16 protein-coding genes are annotated in these 21,532 nt (G+C 72.9%); 9 read left to right on the top strand and 7 right to left on the bottom strand.

Translation table 11 applies throughout. The features are described 5' to 3' along the window. Positions 1-23 precede the first annotated feature (23 nt). The gene (locus ACMTAK_RS28915) at positions 24-689 is read right to left on the bottom strand and encodes a bifunctional DNA primase/polymerase (RefSeq protein WP_413808885.1); all 666 of its coding nucleotides are present in this window, start codon (positions 687-689) and stop codon (positions 24-26) included. A gap of 385 nt (positions 690-1,074) precedes the next feature. Between ACMTAK_RS28915 and ACMTAK_RS28920 the strand changes: the two genes are divergently transcribed. Together ACMTAK_RS28920 and ACMTAK_RS28925 are read left to right on the top strand one after the other, a co-directional pair. Continuing rightward, complete coding sequence (locus ACMTAK_RS28920; protein ID WP_413808886.1) at positions 1,075-2,472, top strand: transcriptional regulator; 1,398 nt, start codon at positions 1,075-1,077, stop codon at positions 2,470-2,472. 395 nt (positions 2,473-2,867) lie between these two features. Beyond that, entirely contained in the window at positions 2,868-4,451 is a 1,584-nt protein-coding gene (locus ACMTAK_RS28925; RefSeq protein ID WP_413808887.1) for a hypothetical protein, read from the top strand. A gap of 141 nt (positions 4,452-4,592) precedes the next feature. Here ACMTAK_RS28925 and ACMTAK_RS28930 read toward each other — a convergent pair whose 3' ends face one another. Beyond that, positions 4,593-5,903 carry an ABC transporter substrate-binding protein gene (locus ACMTAK_RS28930; RefSeq protein WP_413808888.1) on the bottom strand — a complete coding sequence of 437 codons (1,311 nt, stop codon included), beginning with the start codon at positions 5,901-5,903 and terminating at the stop codon, positions 4,593-4,595. Between the two features lie 171 nt (positions 5,904-6,074). On the opposite strand from ACMTAK_RS28930, the gene ACMTAK_RS28935 reads away from it, so the two are divergent. Both ACMTAK_RS28935 and purU read left to right on the top strand, forming a co-directional pair. Then, the gene (locus ACMTAK_RS28935) at positions 6,075-6,521 is read left to right on the top strand and encodes an SCO4402 family protein (RefSeq protein ID WP_044573757.1); all 447 of its coding nucleotides are present in this window, start codon (positions 6,075-6,077) and stop codon (positions 6,519-6,521) included. A gap of 51 nt (positions 6,522-6,572) precedes the next feature. Further along, positions 6,573-7,442 carry a formyltetrahydrofolate deformylase gene (gene purU, locus ACMTAK_RS28940; RefSeq protein WP_413808889.1) on the top strand — a complete coding sequence of 290 codons (870 nt, stop codon included), beginning with the start codon at positions 6,573-6,575 and terminating at the stop codon, positions 7,440-7,442. Between the two features lie 79 nt (positions 7,443-7,521). Here purU and ACMTAK_RS28945 read toward each other — a convergent pair whose 3' ends face one another. Next, positions 7,522-9,246, bottom strand: a complete 1,725-nt coding sequence (locus ACMTAK_RS28945; protein WP_413808890.1) for a zf-HC2 domain-containing protein — start codon at positions 9,244-9,246, stop codon at positions 7,522-7,524. Further along, positions 9,243-9,821: a sigma-70 family RNA polymerase sigma factor gene (locus ACMTAK_RS28950; RefSeq protein WP_413808891.1), complete on the bottom strand. Its 579-nt coding sequence runs from the start codon at positions 9,819-9,821 to the stop codon at positions 9,243-9,245. The genes ACMTAK_RS28945 and ACMTAK_RS28950 overlap by 4 nt, the downstream gene beginning before the upstream one ends. A gap of 311 nt (positions 9,822-10,132) precedes the next feature. Here ACMTAK_RS28950 and ACMTAK_RS28955 point away from each other — a divergent pair, with 311 nt between their 5' ends. After that, positions 10,133-10,510, top strand: a complete 378-nt coding sequence (locus ACMTAK_RS28955; protein ID WP_020870562.1) for an STAS domain-containing protein — start codon at positions 10,133-10,135, stop codon at positions 10,508-10,510. An 86-nt stretch (positions 10,511-10,596) separates the two neighbouring features. Here ACMTAK_RS28955 and ACMTAK_RS28960 read toward each other — a convergent pair whose 3' ends face one another. The 3 genes from ACMTAK_RS28960 to ACMTAK_RS28970 all read right to left on the bottom strand — a co-directional run bounded on the left by ACMTAK_RS28960 (position 10,597) and on the right by ACMTAK_RS28970 (position 14,599). Next, entirely contained in the window at positions 10,597-12,045 is a 1,449-nt protein-coding gene (locus ACMTAK_RS28960; protein WP_413808892.1) for a sensor histidine kinase, read from the bottom strand. After that, positions 12,042-12,710, bottom strand: coding sequence for a response regulator (locus ACMTAK_RS28965; protein WP_413808893.1), 669 nt, complete (start codon positions 12,708-12,710; stop codon positions 12,042-12,044). Before ACMTAK_RS28965 ends, ACMTAK_RS28960 begins: the two co-directional genes overlap by 4 nt. 458 nt (positions 12,711-13,168) lie before the next feature. Beyond that, positions 13,169-14,599, bottom strand: coding sequence for a helix-turn-helix domain-containing protein (locus ACMTAK_RS28970; RefSeq protein ID WP_413813024.1), 1,431 nt, complete (start codon positions 14,597-14,599; stop codon positions 13,169-13,171). A gap of 109 nt (positions 14,600-14,708) precedes the next feature. On the opposite strand from ACMTAK_RS28970, the gene ACMTAK_RS28975 reads away from it, so the two are divergent. The 4 genes from ACMTAK_RS28975 (at position 14,709) to ACMTAK_RS28990 (ending at position 21,508) form a co-directional block, all read left to right on the top strand. Next, positions 14,709-16,067, top strand: coding sequence for an alpha/beta fold hydrolase (locus ACMTAK_RS28975; protein ID WP_413808894.1), 1,359 nt, complete (start codon positions 14,709-14,711; stop codon positions 16,065-16,067). Positions 16,068-16,286: 219 nt separating this feature from the next. Then, on the top strand, positions 16,287-17,654 hold the full coding sequence (locus ACMTAK_RS28980; RefSeq protein ID WP_413808895.1) for a M64 family metallopeptidase: 1,368 nt from the start codon (positions 16,287-16,289) through the stop codon (positions 17,652-17,654). Between the two features lie 234 nt (positions 17,655-17,888). Further along, complete coding sequence (locus tag ACMTAK_RS28985) at positions 17,889-19,589, top strand: serine/threonine-protein kinase (protein ID WP_413808896.1); 1,701 nt, start codon at positions 17,889-17,891, stop codon at positions 19,587-19,589. Between the two features lie 77 nt (positions 19,590-19,666). Next, a complete protein-coding gene (locus tag ACMTAK_RS28990) occupies positions 19,667-21,508 on the top strand; it encodes a serine/threonine-protein kinase (RefSeq protein ID WP_413808897.1) in 1,842 nt (613 codons plus the stop codon). Positions 21,509-21,532 lie beyond the last annotated feature (24 nt).

A 21,532-nucleotide genomic window follows, 5' to 3' on the forward strand; every position in this document is an offset into this window, starting at 1 on the left:
GTCCCGGGGAGTCCTCCGGAGTGTCAGCGGCGCTCGCGGCCGCAGGCGTAGGCGAGGGCGCTCACCAGCTCTTCCGCGTCGGGCAGCCAGCGGTTGGCGGCGGTGGGCCGCCGGGCCCACTGGATCGGGCCGCGCACGCCCACCCGGGTCGGCGGCGCGACCACGTAGTCGCCCTCGCCGCGGGCGGTCAGGTCGATCGCGTTCGGCGGCCAGCCCAGATTCCGCACCAGGTCGGGGACCTTGGCGGCGGCGCCCGGGAGGACGAAGAAGAGGATCCGGCGTCCGGGGGTGCAGGTGACCGGGCCCAACTCGACCTGGCGGCGCTCCATGCGGGCGAGCGCCAGACAGCCCGCGGACTCCGGGACGTCGAGCGCGTCGAAGGTGCGGCCGGTGGGCAGCAGGATGGAGGCGCGCGGCGTCCTGGCCCACATGCGGCGGATCACGACCGCGCTGCCGGTGGCCTGGTTCACCCAGTCCCGGCCGGTCGGATGGGCGCCGGGGGCCGGGCAGTCGGCGGTTCCGCAGGAGCAGCGCTCCACTCCGTCCACGGCCTCGAGCCAGGCGCCGGAGAGCACGTCCCAATGCCGCTCCTCGGCGTATCGCACCGCCGCGTCGCGCAGCCGCTCCCCGCGCTGCTGAGGGATCTGCGAGGTTCCCGCGGGGAACCGCGTTGGTCCTGTCACGTCCATGGTCTCTTCCACGCACAGGACAACTTCCGCCGTCAACGAGGGTTACGGCCGGGCCCCCGCACGGGCGGTGCCGTCGGGGGTCCGGGGTGCGCGGTGACGGCACGGCGGGGCGCATGGGTGCACGGGCGGGGGCGCGTGTGGGGTTGCGGCTGCGTAAGCGGGTAGCCACCATGCGTGACGGGCGTGCGAGTGTCCGGCGGCCATGCCGCGGCGTCAGGGGGAGGGCGGTCCCGGACTCGGATCGGCGCCGTACGCGAACGATGCGGTCTATGCGGTCAATACGGGCAAGTTCCGCATTCGCCGTATACCTGCGATATCTGCGGGGCATCACTCAGCAACAGGGACGAATACGCCGAGAACGCAAGCAGTCACTGGGGGTAATGCCATGGCCGCTAGGCCGCTTGTGGCGCGGCAGCCGAACGAACGGCTGCAGGCGCTCATCCAGGAAGCCGGCTGCTCCAACGCCGGGTTGGCGCGCAGGGTCAATATGTGCGGCGCCGAGCACGGTCTCGATCTGCGGTACGACAAGACGTCGGTGGCCCGTTGGCTGCGTGGTCAGCAGCCACGGGGCCGGGCGCCGGGCATCATCGCCGAGGCGCTCGGCCGCAAGCTCGGCCGTACGGTCACGATCGACGAGATCGGCATGGCCAACGGCAAGAACCTCGCCTCCGGGGTCGGTCTGCAGTTCTCGCCCACCGTCCTCGGCGCGATAGAGCAGGTCTGCGAGTTGTGGCGCAGCGATGTGGGGCGCCGTGACTTCCTCAGCGGCTCGACGGTCGCCGCCTCGGCGCTGGTCGAGCCCAGTCGCGACTGGCTGATCACCGGTGCGGACGCCCAGGTGGCGCGCACCGCGGGCGCCCGGGTGGGGCGGTCCGACGTCGCGGCGGTGCGGGCCACGACGGACGCGCTCGTCGACCTGGACCACCGCTACGGCAGCGGTCATGTGCGCCCCGTCGTCGTCCACTATCTGAACAGTGTGGTCTCCGGGCTGCTGGCCGGCTCGTACAGCGAGGCGATCGGCCGCGAACTGTTCGCGGCCGTCGCGCGGTTGACGGAGCTGGCGGGCTATATGGCGGTCGACACCGGTCAGTCCGGTCTCGCCCAGCGGTACTACATCCAGGCGCTGCGGCTCGCCCAGGCCGCCGGGGACCGGGGCTACGGCGGCTATGTGCTCGCCGCCAGCATGAGCCATCTCGCCGCTCAGCTGGGCAATCCCCGGGAGATCGCCCAGCTGGCGAAGGCCGCGCAGGAGGGCGCGCGGGGCCAGGTGCCGCCGCGTGCCGAATCGATGTTCCTGGCGGCCGAGGCGCGCGGCCACGCCCTGATGGGGGACGCCCGGGCCTGCCAGTCCGCGGCCGGGCGGGCGCTGGACGCCATGGAGCGGGCGGTGGGCAGCGGTTCGGGCTCCGTCACGGGCGACGAGCCCAACTGGATCCGCCACTTCGACCATGCCTATCTCGCCGATGAGCTGGCCCACTGTCACCGTGACCTGGGCCAGGCCGAGCAGGCCAGGCGGCGCGCCGAGGAGGCCCTGGAGGGGCATCCGGAGGGGCGGGTGCGGCGGCGGGCGATCGGGCTGCTGCTGCTGGCCACCGCGCATGTGCAGCAGCGCGAGGTGGAGCAGGCGTGCCATGTGGGGACCCAGGCGGTGGATCTGCTGGGCACGCTGCGGTCCAACCGGGGCGCGGAGTATCTGGACGACTTCCAGCAGCGGTTGGAGCCGTACCGGGACGAGCCGGTGGTGCGGGAGTTCGGGGCGCGGCTCCAGATGCAGGTGGCCTGAGATCCGGTCTGATTCGGCCTGGGGTCCGGTCTGATTCGGCCTGCGAATCGGCTGGGATTGGGTCCGGGGTTCGGCCCGGGATCCGGCCCGGGGTTCGGCCCGGGGCGTCCGCCGGGCGCCGGGCGTTGTGGGGCGTTGAGCGGTGTGGGTGCTACGGGCGCGTTGTGTTGTGGTGGCTGATGCGCGTGTGGTGAGGCATGGGTGTTGTGGAGTGTGTTGCGTTGTGTTTACCGCAGGTACGGATGGGGTTCATATCGCCCCCGATCGTGGTGATGTGCCCCATGTCGCGGTGACCAGTCTCTCTCCGTCCCGATGAGCTCATGGGCACCGCGCCCGCTGGGGAACCGGTAGCGTGACCCGACGATTCCGTCGTTCCGTATAACCAAGGAGTCCCGGTGACGCAGAGCGGTCAGGGGAATGAGCCGCGGCTTCCCGCGGTCCCGCCCGCGCACCCCGTGCGCGAGGGGGTTGTGCTGCCTGCCCAGGGGGACTACAGGCCCTCGGACGCCCAACAGGGGGCCGCCCCGGCCGGGGGACAGGCGTGGGGGCAGCCTTGGGGGCCGCAGAGCGCTCCGGAACCGCCGCAGCAGGGCGAACTGCCGCCGCCGGGTGAGTTCGGCGCGCCGCCGCCGCAGGGGGAACTGCCCCCGCGGGCCGAGTTCGGTGCCCCGCCGCCGCCCGAGACGCCGCCGTACGGGCAGCAGCAGGGCTGGACGACTCCCGAGAGACCGGCCCAGCCGCCGCACAACGCCCAGCCGCCGTACAACGTCCCGTCGCCGTACCAGCCCCAGCAGCCGCCGTACCAGCCTCAGCAGCCGCCGTACCAGGCCGCCGACGAGACCCAGGTGATGCCGCCGCAGCCCGCCGGGGACGCGGACGAGACCCAGGTCATACCCCCGGTCCCGGGTGAGGCCCCGCCGCCCCTGGACACCCCTACCACCACGCTCGCCCCGGTCAAGAGCGCGCCGCTGCCGCCCGAGAACCGGCCCGAGTCACCGGCCGAGTCCACCACCCAGCTGCGCGCCGTCCGCCCCGGCCGCCGGGGCGCCCACCGCCAGCAGCCCCCCGCGGCCGCGGCCGCGGAGGAGACCGCGGTGCTCCCGCCCACGCCCGCCGCGCCCGCCGCGCCCGCGCCGATTCCGGAGCGGCCGGGCAGCGCCCCGTACGCGATCCGTCCCGGCCGTCCCGGGGACCGGCCGCCGCCCTCGGAGTTCGACGGTCTGTTCCGCGACTCCGGCGGTGCCGGTGGCGGTGGCGCCGATGAGACGCAGCAGCTTCCGCAGTTCGGTCCGGACGTTCCGCAACCGCCGTCCGGCGGTCGTGGTGACGGCGGTCATGGCGGCGGTGGGCGGCGCCGGATGTCGCGGGGCATGATCATCGGCGTCGTGGTGGTGGCGAGCTGCGCCGTCGCCGGACTCGCCGCGGGAGCCGTGCTCAGTATGGGCGGCGACGACGACGGTAAGGACAACTCGACGCTGAGCAGCGCCTCGCCGAGCGCGGCGGAGTCGTCCAAGGCGCCCGACCCCGTCGAGACGCAGGCGAAGGCGCTGGACGCGCTGCTCGCCGACAGCAACAACAGCCGGGCGTCGGTGATCAAGGCCGTGGACAACATCAAGTCCTGCAAGGACCTGACCACCGCGGCATCCGATCTGCGGACCGCCGCGGGCCAGCGCAATGACCTGGTGACCCGGCTGGGCAAGCTGTCGGTGGACAAGCTGCCCGACCACGCGCGGCTGACCGCGTCGCTCACCAGGGCGTGGAAGTCCTCGGCCAGGGCCGACAACGAGTACGCGGCCTGGGCCGACCAGGTCGGCGGCAAGAAGGGCTGCCCCAAGGGCAAGGCCCGCCGTTCGCCCCGGGTGGGGGCGGCCGAGCGGGCGAGCGGCGAGGCGACCCAGGCCAAGAAGACGGCCTCGGGGCTGTGGAACCCGATCGCCTCCCAGTACGGCCTCACCTCGCGCCAGGCCACCGACCTGTGACCGGGCGGCCGGGGACGGCGCTGCTGCCGTCCCCGGCCCAGCCCGTGGGCCCCGGCCCAGCCTGTGGGCCCCGGCCCAGCCCGTGGGCCCCGGTCGGTCCGTGGGCCCCGGTCAACCCGTGGGCCACGGTCAACCCGTGGCTCAGTCCGCCGGGTGGTAGCGCTCCAGGATCTTGGACACGTTGACGAAGCCCTTGCGCACCGCCACCAGCCGGCCGTCGCGCACCATCTGGTAGGTGACGTCCGCGTTGACGATCCGCGAGTAGTTGGGCACGTGCAGCGTGTCGTCGTAGCCCCAGCGCAGCGTCGGGGTCAGCCCGCCGGTGTTGACCGCGTGGCCGTTGTCCAGCGCGTTGCGCACGGTGCGGGCGCTGATGTCGTCGGCGTGCAGGGACATCAGCACCGAGCGCAGCACCGTGTAGCCGATCCAGGTGGTCTGCGTCCCGGGGTCGGCCGGGTCGATGCGGTTGTCGTCGAAGGCGTACTTGTTGATGACCTTCTTCATGGGGTTCCAGCGCGGATCGTCCCCGGCCGGGTACCAGCCGGTGGCGTAGGTGCCCTCCAGGGGGCTGGAGGTGCCGCCGGTGGAGTCGATCAGGGACTGCCGGACGCCGCCGAGGATGGAGGCTATCCGCACCTTCGGATGGTTCTCCTGCACTCGGCGGAAGGAGTCGAAGAAGGTGCCGGTGCGGTTGCCGAGCGCCGCGGTGACGCACGAGCTCTCCAGGGTCGCGCCCTGGTCGGCGCCGCCGAGGGAGCTGTCGGCGCCGACACCCTCCAGAGCCGTGGTGGCCTGCTTGCTGTAGTCGCCGGCGCCCTCGGGGGCGCGTACGTCATGGGCGTCGGCGCGATTGCCCGCCCTGAGGCCGGTGTTGAGGAGCTGGGGGAGTTCGTCGCCCGCGATGGTGTCGGGGCGCACCAGCGCGGTGCGCTCGCAGCGGGAGGCCAACTGGCGGCCGTTGCCCACCAGCAGGGCGGCCTGGCCGCCGTTGACCGGATAGGAGTAGGGGCTGTCGAACTCCTCCTGCGTCAGCCCGTAGCCGCCTATGTAGGGGATACCGGCGACCTCCAGCGGGGAGATGAAGGACCGGCCATACTGGCTGTACGAGCCGACGACCGCGACGGCCTTGTCCTCCTTGGCCTGCTGGGCGCAGCCGGCGGCCTGGACGGCGTCGTTGCGCTCGTTGCAGGTGACGACCTCGAGCTTGCGGCCGTGGATGCCGCCGGAGTCGTTGACCCAGCGGGCAAATGCCTTCGCCATGGCGGGCATTCCCGGCATATTGGTCGCTTTGGTGCCCTCCGGGGCCCAGGTCATGACCGTGATGGGGTCGCTGTCGCCCTTGTTCGGCAGCACCGCGCCGCAGCCGGACAGCAGCGACGCGCCGACCGCCGTACACAGTGCCGCGACGGCGGCTCGAAAGGGGCGGGAGGAGGGGCGTCGCCGTCCGGTCATGGCAAGCGAGCTTGGTGCTTCGCGAGGAACGCAGCCGCTATGACAAGACAAGGAATGGTGACGTAGAGGTGAACAGCGGGGGCTGATCCGTCTCTATGTGTGAAGAACGTACGATCGGTGACTGTGCAAGGTTCGGAGAAGTCTTCCCGTCGCGCCCGCCGCTCGACCACCATGGGGGTCATGCCTGTCAACGACATGCCCTGGTGGCGCTGGCGCACCAATGTGCGCTCGGCGCTGCATATGCTTTCGGATCCCGTCTTCCAGCAGGAGTGCTGGCTGGCCGGCCAGCCTGGGTACGGCGATGTGACGGACGCCGTCTACCGGCTGGTCGAGGACACCTGGCTGGACAACTGGTCCGCCGAGAAGTACGTCGGCACGATCTTCCGTGACTCGCAGGAGGCGGCGCTGGTCGATGTCGCCGTGCTGCGGGTGCTGAGGATCATGCACCAGGCGGGCGCGGACGCCCCCGTCTCGGCGTACCTCGAGCACCATGGCTGGCCGGAGGCCGTACGGGCGGCCCGCGAGGCCCATGTGCGGCTGGCGACCAACGACGGCGAGGATCCGGACATCCCGCCGCGCACCCTCGAAGTGCTGGCGATCATGACGCAGGCGGTCTGAACGACGTCGCGGGTGTGGGGCGCTGTCGCGGGTGTGGGACGCTATGGAGTCATGAGCGAGTCGCATCCGGTCCCCGACCAGTACATCCTCACGCTGTCCTGCCCGGACAAGCAGGGCATCGTGCACGCCGTGTCGAGCTATCTGTTCATGACCGGCTGCAACATCGAGGACAGCCAGCAGTTCGGGGACCGTGACACCGGGCTCTTCTTCATGCGGGTGGCCTTCCGCGCCGTCTCGCCGGTGAAGGTGAAGGATCTGCGGGCCAGCTTCGCGGCGGTCGGCGAGTCCTTCCAGATGGACTGGGAGATCCATCGCGCCGACGAGAAGATGCGCATCCTGCTCATGGTCAGCAAGTTCGGGCACTGCCTGAACGACCTTCTCTTCCGGTCGCGGATCGGCGCGCTGCCGGTCGAGATCGCCGCAGTGGTCTCCAACCACACGGACTTCCAGGCGCTGGTCGGCTCCTACGGGATCCCGTTCCACCACATCCCCGTGACGAAGGACACCAAGCGGGAGGCCGAGGCCCGGCTGCTGGACCTGGTCCGCGCGGAGCATGTGGAACTGGTGGTGCTGGCCCGCTATATGCAGGTCCTCTCCGACGACCTGTGCAAGGAGCTGTCGGGCAAGATCATCAACATCCACCACAGCTTCCTGCCGAGCTTCAAGGGCGCCAAGCCGTACCACCAGGCGCATGCGCGCGGGGTCAAGCTGATCGGGGCCACCGCCCACTATGTGACCGCCGATCTGGACGAGGGCCCGATCATCGAGCAGGAGGTCGAGCGCGTCGGCCATGGGCTCACCCCGGACCAGCTGGTGGCGGTCGGCCGCGATGTGGAGTGCCAGGCGCTGGCCCGCGCGGTGAAGTGGCACAGCGAGCGCCGGGTGCTGCTCAACGGGCACCGTACGGTCGTCTTCGACTAGGGCCGATCGGCGCGTTCCTCGGGGACGCCGCGCTCCTCGGGGACGCCGCGCTCCTCAGAGGCGGGACAGGGACGCTGTCTCAGAGGCGGGACAGGGACGCTGTGGCGAAGAGCACATCCCGGATCGCCTCGGTGTCCCCGGACAGGCCCGCCGCCGCCTCCTGCGGCGGCACATGCCCGGACGCCAGCAGATAGAACGCCTCCTGGTCCAGCGCGATCGTCGCCACCGCCTCCTCCGGCGCGGCCATCGCCGCCGGGGAGTCCAGCGGGATGTACCAGTCGCCGCCACCCGTGCCCTCCACCTGGAGGTGGAGCGTACGGCCCGGGGTGCCCGCCTCGACCAGCCGGCGGGGCGGGGACGCGAGCCCGGCCCGGCGCCGCTCGGCCAGCGTCCCCGGAAGCAGCCGGGCACACAGGTCGATCATGGCCTTGAGGTGGGCGGAGGCCGGCGGTTCATAGGGGTAGTCGATGGCCTCGGCGATGTCCCCGGCGTGCACCCAGCACTCCAGGGCGCGGTCGAGGAACGCGTCGCGGATCGGCAGCGCGAAGTCCCCGTACGGCACATCGAGCTCCGCGACCCCGCGCCCGGCGAAGGACACCGTACGGACCAGGGCATGGCCCTGCTCGCGCCACAACTCCCGTACCGCACCGGGCGGACCGGCCCCGTACGCGGCGCCGGGCTCGTGGTGCCAGTACGCCTCCGTACGGGCCAGGGGTGAGCCGGGGGCGGCGGGGCCCATCGCGGCGCCCATCGGGTCGGGGAGGCCCAGGGAGGCGGCGACGATGCCGTCGACGACCATCAGATGGCCGATCACCCCGGCGACCGTGGTGTCCCGGCCGGTGAGCCGCCGCCCGTCGAACCACTTGAGCCGCACCGGCGCACGCCACTCGGCCTCGCCCATGTCGCGCAGCAGCGCGTCCAGCCGAGCGGCCTCGGCGTCGTAGGCACTGGCCCAGCCGGGCATGGGTATCCGGGCCGGGCGGCGGCCCAGACAGCCCGCGAGCACCCGGGAGCGCAGCATCGGATCCAGGTCCAGGCTGTGCTCGGTGTGCAGCAGTCCGACGGCGTCGCGCAGCCGCAGCGCCTCCTCGGCGCAGGCGGGGCAGTGGTTGAGATGCGCCTCGACGGCGGAGGTCTCCTCCTGCGAGCACGCGGTCAGCGCCCAGGCGCCGAGCAGCGAGCGGAGCAGGTCGTGCGAGAGCGGATGGGCCGCGGAGGGCGTGGGCGCCGCCAGGGGCGGGGCCGGTGCGATGGGCGCGGCCGCGGGCGCGGGCAGCGCCGCGGAGGCGGGGGGTTCCGGGGCCGGACGTGGCTCGGGTTCTGGTTCCGGGCGCGGATCCGATTTGGGTTCCGGTTCCGGATTCGCTTCCGGGGCGGGGCCCGGGGCCGGTTCCGGTTCGGAGCCCGCGGCGGGTTCCGGGTTGGGTGCCGTATCGGGCTCCGGTCCGGGCTCAGGTCCGGGCACCGGTCCCGAGTCCGGTGTCCAATCCGCCGATGCCTCGTTCGCCCGTGTCTCGTTCGCTAGGGCCTCGTCCGCTCGGGCCTCGTCCGCCCGTGTCTCGTCCGCCCGTGTCTCGTCCGCCGTGGGCGGGCGCGGGGCGGGGATGCCGCCGTCCAGGGCGCCCGGCCAGTGGCCGCTGTCCTCGGCGGCCGGCCGCGGCGGCGGTATGCGTGGTGGCCCGGCGGGGTGGGGCGGCGGAGCCGCGTCGCTGCCCCGTCCGGGCCCGTCTCTTCCGTCCCCGGAGCCGCCGGAGCTCTCGCCGTAGGCGTCGTCGTACGGGTCCGGCCCGCCGCGCCCGGTCACAGCGCCCGTCCGTAGCCGGGAGGCGAGACCGCGCGGGGCGGCTGGACATGGGCCGTGGACAGCAGCTGGAGGCCCAGCCGGAGGCGGCGTCTGGCCTCGTCCTCGGTCACCCCGAGGGCGGCCGCGGCCTGGCGGTAGTCGCGGCGGTCGAAGTAGGCGAGCTCCAGGGCGGCGCGCAGCGGGGCGGGCATGGAGGTGACGATGTAGTCGGCGCGGGCGGCCACGGACGCCTCGCGGATCCGCTCCTCCAGGGCCTCGCTCGTGAGGGTGTCACCGCGGGCCGAGGCGGTCTGCGACGCGCGCAGCCGGTGCACCGCCTGGCGCTGGGTGAGCATGGCGATCCAGGCGCGCAGCGAGCCCTGCTGGGGGTCGTACGCGTCCGGGTTCTCCCAGACATAGCCGAAGACTTCCCGGGTGACGCGGTCGGCGCCGGTGTCGTCCTCGAGGACCCGATACGCCAAAGCGTGGACAAGTGAGGCAAATCGGTCATAGAGCTCGGCGAGCGCGGCCGCTTCGCCGCGCGCCAGGCGCTGTTGCATCCTGCGGTCCCAGCGGGGCGGTGCGTCATTCGCCATGCGGCCCCCAATCCCGAGTTGTCCGGCCGACCCTCCAGGCACTATGCCCACGTTCATATCGAATGTAATGCCGGTGGCTCTCACAACACGCGTCCATCAGGCAAAGTGCGTGAGAACGAGGCCGCGCATGGTATTGGGACGGTCACTTTGCGCAGGATCGGGGAGACGAAACGCTTCGGCGCGGCATAGGGTCGTCCCTCAAGGCGTATGCCTGGGGGAGTTTCATGCGCCGACGGGCGGGCAGCCGCCCGGGAACAGCGAATTCCGGTTAGCGGCGAGCGAAGGGCTTCGGGCGCGTGACGTTGAAGGTGATGGAGGACCGGCGGGGGGAGTGGGTGGTTCTCCAGGTCTCGGGAGAGATGGACCTGGTGACCTCGCCCGCAGTCCGGCAGCACGTCCACGACGCGGTCGCCGAGGGCCGCCATTGGCTGGTTCTGGACCTCTCGGAGGTCCGGTTCTGCGACTCCAGCGGGGTCGGCGTACTGATCGCGGCGCGTCGGCTGATGCGGTCGTGCTCGGGTCGGCTGCGGCTGATCCTGCCGCCGCAGGACGCCGCGCACGGTTCGCATGTGCACCGGGTGCTGGCGGCCCTGGGGGTGCGGCGGCTGTTCGACGTCTACCCCGACCTGGGGGCGGCCACGGAGCTGGACGAGGACGACGAGGACGCGGTCGACCCCTTGTCGGCCTAGGGTGCCCGGAGCCGTCCTTCCGCCCAAGGGCGTCCGTACGCCTACGGGTGCGCCCGGGGCGGTGTGCGGGGCGATACGCGGCCCGCTCATGCCGGACCCGTGACGCGCGGGGTCTTGGGGAAGTCGGCCCGTACGACGAAGCCGCCCTCCTCCGTGGGCCCGGCCTCCAGCGTGCCGCCCAGCAACTGGGCACGCTCCCGCAGCCCGACCAGACCGTGACCGCCGCCCGGCAGCCCCGGGGCCACGGCGGAGGCGTCGGGTGGGCCGTTGCGCACCTCGACCCGCAGGCCCCGCGTCTCCTCCGCCGCTTGAGCCGCCCCGGACGCCGTCCCGGACGCCGTCGCAGGCGCCGTCCCGGACGCCGCTCCTTGAGCCGTCCCGGACGCCGCTTCCTGAGCCGTTCCCCGAACCGCCTCGCGATCCCCTCCCGGCCCGTCCGCCGCCCTCGCCCCCTCCGGCGGCGCGTCGTTGACCCGTACGGTCACCCGCGCCCCCGGCGCGTGCTTGCGGACGTTGGTCAGCGCCTCTTGGACGATGCGGAAGGCGGCCCGTTCCACCGCCTCCGAGTGGCCCGGCCGCTGGGTCGCGCTGTCCGTCTCGAAGCTGACGTCCAGTGCGCTGAGTTCGATCAGCCGGGGCAGGTCGGCCAGCCGGGGCTGCGGGGTCAGCTCCTCGTGGTCGCCGCCCGCCGCGCGCAGGATGCCGACCATATGGCGGAGTTCGTCCAGGGTCCGCACGGACAGCTCGCGGATGGTCCGCGCGCCCTCCCGCGCCTTCGCGTCCTCCGCGCTGATCTGCACCGCACCGGCCTGGAGGCTGATGAGGCTGACCTGATGGGCGACCACGTCGTGCATCTCACGGGCGAGCCGGGCGCGTTCGGTGGACAGCACCTGCTCGGCGATCAGCTCGTCGGCGCGGCGGCGGCTGCGGGTCAGGTCCTCGATCCGGGCGGCGAGCTCCCCGCGCGTACGCACCAGGAGGCCCAGCGCGATGGGCCCCACGGAGGTCACACACGCGTCGATCAGCGTGAGGGTGTTCTCCCGGTACGCGGTCGGCTCGAAGTCGGAGACCGGCCAGGGGATGAAGTGCGCGGCGGCCAGCAGCAGCGCGGAGATGCCCAGCAGCCGCCGGTCGGGGCGGAGTCGGGCCACCGTGTAGAGGGCGATCATCGGTGCGAACCAGACGTAGCCGATGAGGATTCCCGGCAGCGTGACCAGGAAGACCAGCGCGGGCAGCTTCCGGCGCACCAGCAGTGCGGCCGCCGCCGCCAGTGAGACGTTGAGCTCCAGGCCGAAGGTGACGCCGTTGACGAGCAGCGCGTCGGCGACCGCCAGGAGGACGGGGACGATCAGCGAGCCCCAGCGCATGACTCGCTGCGGCGGCCGCCGCCGGGAGACCGGGGCGGGCGGCGGCGAGGAGGAGGGTGCGGGCGCGGGCGACGGGGCCGGGGACGCGCCGGGCGTACCGGACGCGCCGGGCGTGCCCGGCGTGCCGGGGGACGAGTTCCGGGGCGGGGGCAGCGGGGAGACGGTCATCGGGGGCCACCTATCGGCGGACGGCTGGTGACGAGCCCGGCGCGGTCGGCGACGATCGCCGCCTGGACGCGGTTGAGCCCGCCCAACTTGCCGAGCACCGCCCGTACATGGTCCTTGACGGTGCTGGGCGCCAGCCCCATCCGCTCGGCGATCTGCGGATTGGCGAGCCCTTCGCCCAGCAGCGTCAGCACTTCGCGTTCGCGCGGGGTGAGCGCCTCGACGGCCTCGGCGGCCGTCGCCTCCGCCTCGGCTGCGAGATAGCCGCCGATCACGGCGCGGGTGACGGCCGGGTCGAGGACGCTGCCGCCCTCGGCGAGCGTGCGCACGGCCCGTACGAGCTGCTCCGGATCGGTGTCCTTGAGGAGGAAGCCCGCGGCCCCGGCGCGCAGCGCGGCCGCCAGGTACTCCTGGACGTCGAAGGTCGTCAGCATCGCCACGGCGGGGGAGGCGGGCGCGGCCCGCAACTGTCTGAGGACGCTGAGCCCGTCGGCGTCCGGCATCCGGATGTCGAGCAGCACCACATCGGCCTTGCTGCCCAGCACCGTGTCCACCGCGGTGGCTCCGGAACATTCGGCGACCACTTCGATATCCGGGGCCGTGCCCAGGATCAGTCGCAGACCGGATCGTACGAGCGCCTCGTCGTCCACTACAGCCACACGGATCACCGGCCGCTCCCTGTCCTCAGCTGTCATGCCCATTGCCCGGACAGCCTGCCTCATCGGAGAGCGAATATGGAGTGGTTGGCTCCGTCAGTGGGCGGGAACACCCCCGCCGGTCGGAGGGGGTGACGGCAGACCAATGGTGGATTTCCACGGCGGCTCCCAGCAGGCAGAGTGGATCGCAAGCCGCATCACCCCGTGGGGTCGTCCCGAACCCCAGCCCCGTGACCGCGCCGGAGTGCCTCCCGATGCGCGATCGGCGGACACGGCAGCGGGGCGTTGCCGCGGTCAGGCCGCCGCGACCCCCACACGCGGCGGCCTGTTCGTCTCTCCGACCGCCCGCCGTGCGGTGCGCCCCGACCAGGCGCTCGGCCCGGCGACCCAGGCGCCGGCCGGCCCCCGAAAAGCTACGGGGAGGGGCCGGGCGGGCGGTCGGTGGGGGCGGGGAGGGGCCGATGGACGCCTCACATGGGGGGTTCGGCGGGGGCCGGGCCCAGGGTGGTGGTGCCGGGCGCGGCGCGGTGGCCGAGCCCGGTGCGGTAGGCGTCCATCGCGGCCTCCTGACGGCCCTCCCGGCGCAGCAGATCGCCCAGCAGCCGGCACAGGTCGGCCAGGTCACCGGCCGCGCCGGTGCGTTCGAGCAGGGACAGCGCCGCGCAGTAGTGCTCCTCCGCGGCCTCGGCGTCGCCCCGTTCGTCCGCGATCAGGCCCAGCAGCCGGTGGGCGCCGCCCGCGTGGACCGCGCCGCGGTCGGCGGTCAGCCCGGCCTCGCCCGGCCCGGACTCGCCCGGCGCCGCCTCCGGGTCTCCGGCGGTGTTCGCGGCCCCCGCGGCGGGGGAGGTCGCCAGCAGCGGCAGCAGCAGGGCCTCCGCCTCCGCCGTACAGCCGCGACGGCGCAGTACATCCGCCAGCTCGACCTCGACCTGCACGGTGAACAGAGCGGCCCGCTTGGAGGCCAGCATGTCGCGGGCGGTGCGCAGTTCGCGTTCGGCGCGCTCCAGATTGCCGTCCTGGGCGTGCACATAGCCGCGCATCCAGTGGCAGTGCGCCAGGTCGGTGTGGATGCGCAGCTGCTCGTACAGCTCCTGCGCCTTGGCCAGGGAGGCGTCGGCCTCGGCCGTCCGCCCCTCGGCGATCAGGGTGCGGGCCACCCCGCGGTGCATCCGGGCGATCAGCCCGGGGTCGTCCACGCTCGGCGCCAGCGCGAGCGCCAACTCCGCGGCGCGTACGGCACGGGCGTGTGCCCCCATGTCCATATAGGGCGCGATGGCCGCCGTATAGAGCAGCAGCAGCGCGTACGGGTCGTGCAGCCCCGAGGCGTTGAGCTCGTCGATGGAACTCTCCAGCAGATAGCAGGAGTAGCGCAGTTCGCCCGCGAGGAGATGGGCCACGGCCCGGCCGCGGATCGCCGGGATCCGGCGGGGCAGCGGTTCCCCGGCGAGCAGCCGCTCCACGGCCTCGAAGTGGTCCCGGGCGACGGTGAGGTCACCGGTCTCCAGCGCGCAGTCGCCGAGCCCCAGCAGGGCCGCCGAGCGCTCCTCGGCGAACCCGAGCCGCTCCGCCTCGTCGCGCACCTCCGCGAAGAGCACGGCGGCGTCCTCGGCGGCGCCGGTCGCCAGCGCCCGCCGGGCGTCGGTGACGGCGGCGCGCAGCCGGGTGGCGTCGCGCGGTGAGCGGCCGGTGGTCAGCTCCTCGTAGCTGACGCCGAGCCGGTCCGCGAGATGGCGCAGCGCGGCCTCTGAGGGGCGCACCTTCCCGGCCTCGAGGGTGGAGACATAGGCGGCGGTGTACGCGGGCTCGGCCAGCTGCCGCTGGGTGAAGCCGCGTTCGGTACGCAGTCTGAGCACCCGGCGTCCTATCGCGGCGGTCGACTCCGCCCCGGCCGCCCCCGTCACCGTTCCCGCCGCCCGTCCGTCACCGGCGCTTCTGTCGGCCACCGTGCCCTCTTCTCCCCGGCGGTAACTTAATCGCCGGGCTAAGTCCATTTAACGTAAGGATTGAAGGATGCAGCAGGCAAGTACAGCGGTACCGGCCGGGCCGGGCGCCGTGACGACCGTCCGTCAGCCGGAACTGCTCCTCGCCGACTATCACTTCGACGTACCGCTCGACCATAAGGCTCCCGAGGGCGAGCTGATCCGGCTTTACGCACGAGAGGTCGTCGCCGCGGGCAAATCCGCCGCCGAGCGCGAGCGGCTCCCCTGGCTGGTCTACCTCCAGGGCGGGCCCGGCTGTGGCGCGGACCGCCCGGTGGGCCGCTCCGGCTGGCTGGACCGCGCGCTGGACGAATACCGCGTGCTCCTGCTCGACCAGCGCGGCACCGGCCGCTCCACCCCGGCCAACCGCCAGACCCTGCCGCTGCGCGGCGGACCCGGGGAACAGGCCGAGTACCTCTCCCACTTCCGCGCCGACGCGATCGTCCGCGACTGCGAGCTGATCCGGCACCGCCTCATGGGGGACCGCCCATGGACCGTGCTCGGGCAGAGCTTCGGCGGCTTCTGCGCGGTGAGCTATCTGTCCCACGCGCCCGAGGGGCTGGACGCGGTGCTGCTGGCCGGCGGACTGCCCGCGATCGACCCCGGCACCGACGCGGACGCCGTCTACCGGACCGCCTATCCGCGGATGGAGCGCAAGACCCTCGCCCACTACGCCCGCTATCCGCGGGACGCGGACACCGTACGGGCCCTGGTGCGGCATCTGACCGACCACGAGGAGGTCCTGACGGACGGGACCCGGCTCACCGTCCCCGCCCTCCAGCAGCTCGGCTTCCTGCTCGGCACCGGCGACGGCTCGCACCGGCTGCACTACCTGCTGGAGGACGCGTTCGTGCCCACCGCCGACGGGCCGCGGCTGAGCGACGCCTTCCGCGAGCAGGTGGCGGCCGTGCTCTCCCGCGCCGCCACCCCGCTCTTCAGCCTCCTGCTGGAGTCCACCTACGCCCAGGACGGCCGGGCCACCGACTGGGCCGCGGAGCGGATCCGCGCCGAATTCCCCGCGTTCGACGCCGGTAAGGCGGTCGCGGAGGACCGTCCTGTGCTCCTTACGGGCGAGACGGTGCACCCCTGGATGCTGGACACCCACGTGGCGCTGCGCCCACTCGCCCGCACCGCCGAGCTGCTCGCCGCGCGCACCGGCTGGGGCCCGCTGTACGACACCGAGCGGCTGGCCCGTAACACCGTGCCGGTGGCCGCCGTGATCTACCACGACGACCTGTACGTGGACACGGAGCACTCCCTGGCCACCGCGCGGGCGATCCGGGGCGTGCGCACCTGGGTGACGGACGAGTTCGAGCACGACGGGATCCGGGCGGGCGGCCGCCGGGTGCTGGACCGGCTGCTGCGGCTGGCGCGCGACGGGAGGGAGTGAGCGGGGAGGGGCTGAGCGGCAGGTCGGGAGGGGCTGGGCGGGTGCGGGATGGGGTGCGCGGGAGGAGTTGAGCGACGAGCGCGCCGCATGGTTGTGCGGTGCCCGATTTCCTAGCCACTTCCCTAATTCCCATTGCCCCCGACACCCGGACCCCTTAGGTTGAGCGGCGAATTAATCCTGCTTAACTGGCCGCTTATCGCGAGGACTTCGGGAGCCACCGTGCGCAGACGCATACGGAGCCGCATACGCGGCCGCATCCCCCTGCGCACCGCGGCCGTCGCCGGAGGCATCGCCCTGGCGGCGGCCGCGGCCATGACCGCGCCGGCCACGGCGTCGCCGGGAGCGTCCGGCTCGGCCGCCGCCGCTGACGCCGCCTCGTCGCAGCGCGCCCTGGACGTGGAGTACTTCACCGGACCGGGCGGCCACCCGCGCCACACCGAGGTCCCGGCCGCCACTCCCGAGCGGCTGGCCCGCGCCGCCCGCTCCCTGTCCGCCAAGGAGGCCGCCGCCGACGGCCAGGTCGGCTCGGTCGTCGACAACGGCACCACGGCCGACAAGCTGGACGTCGTCTTCATCGGCGACGGATACACCGCGGGCCAGCAGGAGGACTTCCACGCCGACGCGCGCTCCAAGTGGGAGCAGATGTCCGCCGTGCAGCCCTACGCCTCGTACAAGGACCTCTTCAACGTCTGGACGGTGGACGCCGTCTCCAACCAGTCCGGCGTCTCCGGCGACCCGTCCAAGGACGTCGTCAAGGACACCGCCCTCGGCTCGTACTTCTGGTGCGACGGCACCGAGCGGCTGCTGTGCGTCGACACTGCGAAGGTCGAGTCGTACGCGGCCAAGGCGCCGCAGGCCGATCTGGTGGTCGTGCTGTCCAACTCCACCAAGTACGGCGGCGCGGGCTACACCCTCACCTCGCAGGTCGGCTATGACGGCATCGCCACCGCCGCCTCCGACCACGCCGACTCCGACCAGATCGCGGTCCACGAGACCGGCCACTCGCTCGGCAAGCTGGCCGACGAGTACTTCTACCCGGAGTACGGCACCTACACGGGCGCCGAGCCCGACGAGTCCAACGCCACCAAGCTGAGCGCGGCGCAGCTGACCGCCCAGCAGAAGAAGTGGTACCGCTGGATCGGCCAGACCTCGCCCGACGGCGGCACGGTCGGCGCCTACGAGGGCGGCCGCTACTACCCCAAGGGCATCAACCGCCCCACGGACAACTCGATCATGCGCACCCTGGGGCGGGAGTTCAGCCTCCCCGGCCGCGAGGCGATGATCGCGGGCTTCTACCGCCACGCCGGCGCCCTCAGCAGCCGTACGGCCACCGCGACGGCCGTAAAGCGGTCGGCGGGCATCGAGGTGGACGTGCCCGAGGGCGCGTCGCTGAAGTGGTACGTGGACGGGGCGGAGGTCACCGCCGCGAACGGTAGGACGAGCGTGACACCGGCGTCGCTGGGCGTCCCGAGCGACGGAACGACCCACAAGGTCACCGCGAAGGCGACGGACGCCACGAGTGCGGTGAAGGACCCGGCCCTGCGGAAGCTGCTCAGCGGCTCCCGGACGTGGAAGGTCACTGGCTGACCCTTCCCGTCCCCCTCTGACTGGCCGCCCCGTGGACCCCCGCTGCGGGGCGGCCCATTTTCGTACCCGATAAGGGGCGGCCGCTTTGTACCCGATAAGGGGCGGCCGCGGTCCGCCCCTCTAACATCGGCAGGCCCTACGTTCCCGTATGGCGCGCCCGGGCTCAATCGCCCATGAGGGCGGGTCGGTGGTCCGGTGTTCGAGGGCCCCGGTGGGGTGAGGCAAGATGAGCCCATGGGTACCGGGGGAGAAGGCCGTCTGATCGCCAACCGCTACCGGTTGGCCACACGGCTCGGACGCGGCGGGATGGGCACGGTCTGGCGGGCCGTCGACGAGTTGCTGGGCCGCGATGTCGCGGTCAAGGAACTCCATGTGGACGAGGGGCTCACGGCCTTCGACTCGCAGTTGCGCGGCGAGCGCACCCTGCGCGAGGCCCGGACCGTCGCACAGATCAAGCATCCGAACGTGATCGTCCTCCACGATGTGATCGAGGAGGACGACTGCGCCTGGATCGTCATGGAGCTGGTCGACGGGTTCTCGCTCGCCGACCGGCTGGGCGCGGACGGCCCCGTCGGGGCGCGAGAGGCGGGGCGGATCGCGGCCGCGCTGCTGGGCGCGTTGCGCGCCGCGCATGTGCGCGGGGTGCTGCACCGCGATATCAAGCCCGCCAACGTGCTGGTGGAGTCGGGCACCGGCCGGGTCGTACTGACGGACTTCGGGATCGCGCAGGTCACCGGGTCCACCACGATCACCGAGACCGGTTCGTTCGTGGGCTCGCCCGAATACACCGCGCCGGAGCGGATGTCGGGACGGCGGACCGGGCCGGAGTCGGACCTGTGGTCGCTCGGGGTGCTGCTCTGCACGCTGGTGGGCGGCGAATCCCCGTTCCACCGCGAGTCGCTGGCCGGGGTGCTGCACGCCGTCGTCTTCGACGAGATCCCCGTGCCGGAGGCGGCAGGGCCCCTGACGCCGGTCATCGAGGGGCTGTTGCGGCGGGCTCCTGAGGAGCGGCTGAGCGCCGACGAGGTCGAGCGGATGCTGCTGATGGCCCAGGAGGTGGGCGACACTCCGGAGATCCCGCTGGAGTACACCCCGACGCAGCCCAGCGTGCCGTTCGGGCCGGACGGCCGCGGTTCGTCGGCGTCCGTACCCGTGCCGCCCCCGGTGTCTCCGGTGTCCTCCCCCGCGCCGTTCCCCGCTTCCGCGCACCCGGCCGCCCCCGCCGCCGGTTCCCGTTCCGGGGGTCGTGGCGGGCGCCGCCGTACGGTCCTTATGGCGGCCGCGGCGGTGGTCGCGCTCGCCGGTGTGGCCGCGGGTGTCGTGGCGCTGCTGGACGACGGGGGCGGTGACGGCGACGCGGCGCTGGGCGGGCGTACGAGCCAGAGCGCCGACAAGGGGAGTTCGCGGAGCCCGGGCGCCCCCGAGAAGGCGCCGCAGCGGCCCGTGAAGGACTCCGAGCCCACGGCGAGCCCGTCGGACCGGATCCCCGAGGGCTATGAGCTGGTCAAGGACCCGGTCGGCTTCTCGCTCGCCGTGCCCGAGGGGTTCGCCCGCGAGTACAAGGCGCCCCGGGTCTACTACAACTCGCCCGGTATGGAGTTCCGGATCGGGATCCACGTTCAGGAGCAGAGCCCCGAGGGCCCGCTCGGGCTCAGCCGTAAGGCGGACGCCAAGGGCCCGCAGGACTATCCGGGCTACCGCAGCGGCCAGGTCATCGAGACCGAGCACAACGACCGCCCCGCCGCCCTGTGGGCGTTCATCTGGAACGGCTCGGCCGACGACGGCGGCTCACGGCAGACATACGACCTGAGCTGGAATGAAAACGGCAAAATGTACGACCTGTGGCTATCTGCCCCCGTGGGTGAGAAATCCCTGGGCAAGCGGCATTTCGACACCGCCGCCGCCACGTTCGCACGCCCCGGCGCGGGGAACTGAGCGACGTCGCAACGGCTTTGTCACGAGCGCCCACGGCGTCTCCACAGCGGTGCCGCCGACTGGGTAATGATGGGCGCATGACGAACGACGGGGGACGGGTGAACGAGCCCACCAGCTACAGCCTGCCGCCACCGCACGCTCCGGCGGCCCCGGTGCCGGCGCCGCAGCCGCCACCCGAGGCGCCCGGGGCACATGAGGCGCATCAGGGATCCCAGGGGGCCAGGCAGCCGGGCCAGGAGGCCGGGGGCGGGGCGGCGGGGCCGTCGCGGGGCGCGTACGAGCCGACGCAGCTCGCCGATCCGCGCGGCGGCGCCCAGCCGCCCGCCGGACAGCGGCCTGGCGAAGCGGTTCCCGCCGGACAGCGATCTGGCGAAGCGGCGCCCGCCGGAGACCGGCCCGCCGCGCAGGATCCGAGCAGCGGGCGGCTCATCGGCGGCCGCTATCAGCTCGTCTCCCGCCTGGGCCACGGCGGTATGGGCACCGTCTGGCGGGCGCACGACCAGATCGTGGACCGCGATGTCGCGGTCAAGGAGCCGCGCGTTCCCGACCATCTCCCCGAGCGCGAGCGGCAGACGGTCTATCAGCGGATGGAGCGCGAGGCGCGCGCCGCGGCGCGGATCGACCACCCCGCAGTCGTCACCGTCCACGACGTGGTGGTGGAGAACGGCCGCCCGTGGATCGTGATGGAGCTGGTGCGCGGCCAGTCGCTGGGCGACCGGCTGACGGAGGGCACGCTGGATCCGCGCGAGGCGGCCCGGATCGGCCTCGCCGTGCTCGGCGCGCTGGCGGCGGCCCATGAGGCGGGCGTGCTGCACCGGGATGTGAAGCCGGACAATGTGCTGCTCGGCCGGAGCGACCGGGTGGTGCTCACCGACTTCGGCATCGCGCAGATCGAGGGCGAGCAGAGGCTCACCGAGACGGGTGGCTTCGTCGGCTCGCCCGAGTTCATCGCGCCCGAGCGGGTGCTGGGCCAGCGGCCGGGGCCGGAGTCCGACCTGTGGTCGCTCGGTGTCGTGCTGTACGCGGCCGTCGAGGGCATGTCGCCGTTCCGCCGCTCCCACGCCCCCGCGACCCTCCAGGCCGTGCTCGGCTCCGAACCGCAGGTCCCCGCGCGGGCCACCGGCCCGCTCGCCACGCTGATCATGCAACTGCTGCGCAAGGACCCGGCGATGCGCCCGGCGGTGCCCGAGGTGCGGCAGGCCCTGGCGGCGGCGCGGGAGCCGCAGTCGGTGCCCACCATGCTCGCCACGGCCGGATACCCGCCGGGCGGCGGGCAGTCCACGGGCAGCCGCTTCGTGCCGCCGATCCTGCACAAGAACCGTAAGGCGCAGCTCGGGCTGGGCGGTCTGGTGCTGGTGGTGGCGGCCGCCCTGGTGCTCACGATCATGAAGCCGTTCTCCGGTGAGGGGCTGCCACCGGGCTGGACGGTCCGGGAGGAGCGCGATGTCGTGGGCGCGTCCCTGGCCGTGCCGGGCGAGTACCGGCGGGTCCAGGACGACAGCGACTCGGACAACCCGGTGGTCACGTACTACGACCCCAGCGGTGTCTTCAGCGTCTCCCTGCGGCGGTCCACCCCCGACGGCGAGAACGACCCCGCGGACCTCGACGCGGCGGCGGACCAGATCGTGGCCTTCTACAAGGACGGCGGCGGGGCGACGGTCGAGGAGGCCAAGAGCGAGAAGGCCGGATCGAAGCAGCAGGGGAAGGAGGCGCGGGACGTCACCACCTCCTATCTGCCGTACGGCACCAGCAGCAACAAGAACCCCATCCGGTACGTGAAGCGCGATCACCTCTACGTCAACAAGGCCAAGGTCGCCTGGGATCTGACGGTCTCCATGCCCGCCAACGGCGACGCCCAGAGGGACGGCCAGGAGCTCTACGAGCGGATCGTGCGGAATCTGAAGATCGACAAGCTCTGAGGGAGTCGGCCGGGTCCGCCCGGG

This window comes from Streptomyces lacaronensis, from assembly GCF_047337785.1.
GTDB classification, from domain to species: domain Bacteria; phylum Actinomycetota; class Actinomycetes; order Streptomycetales; family Streptomycetaceae; genus Streptomyces; species Streptomyces lycopersici.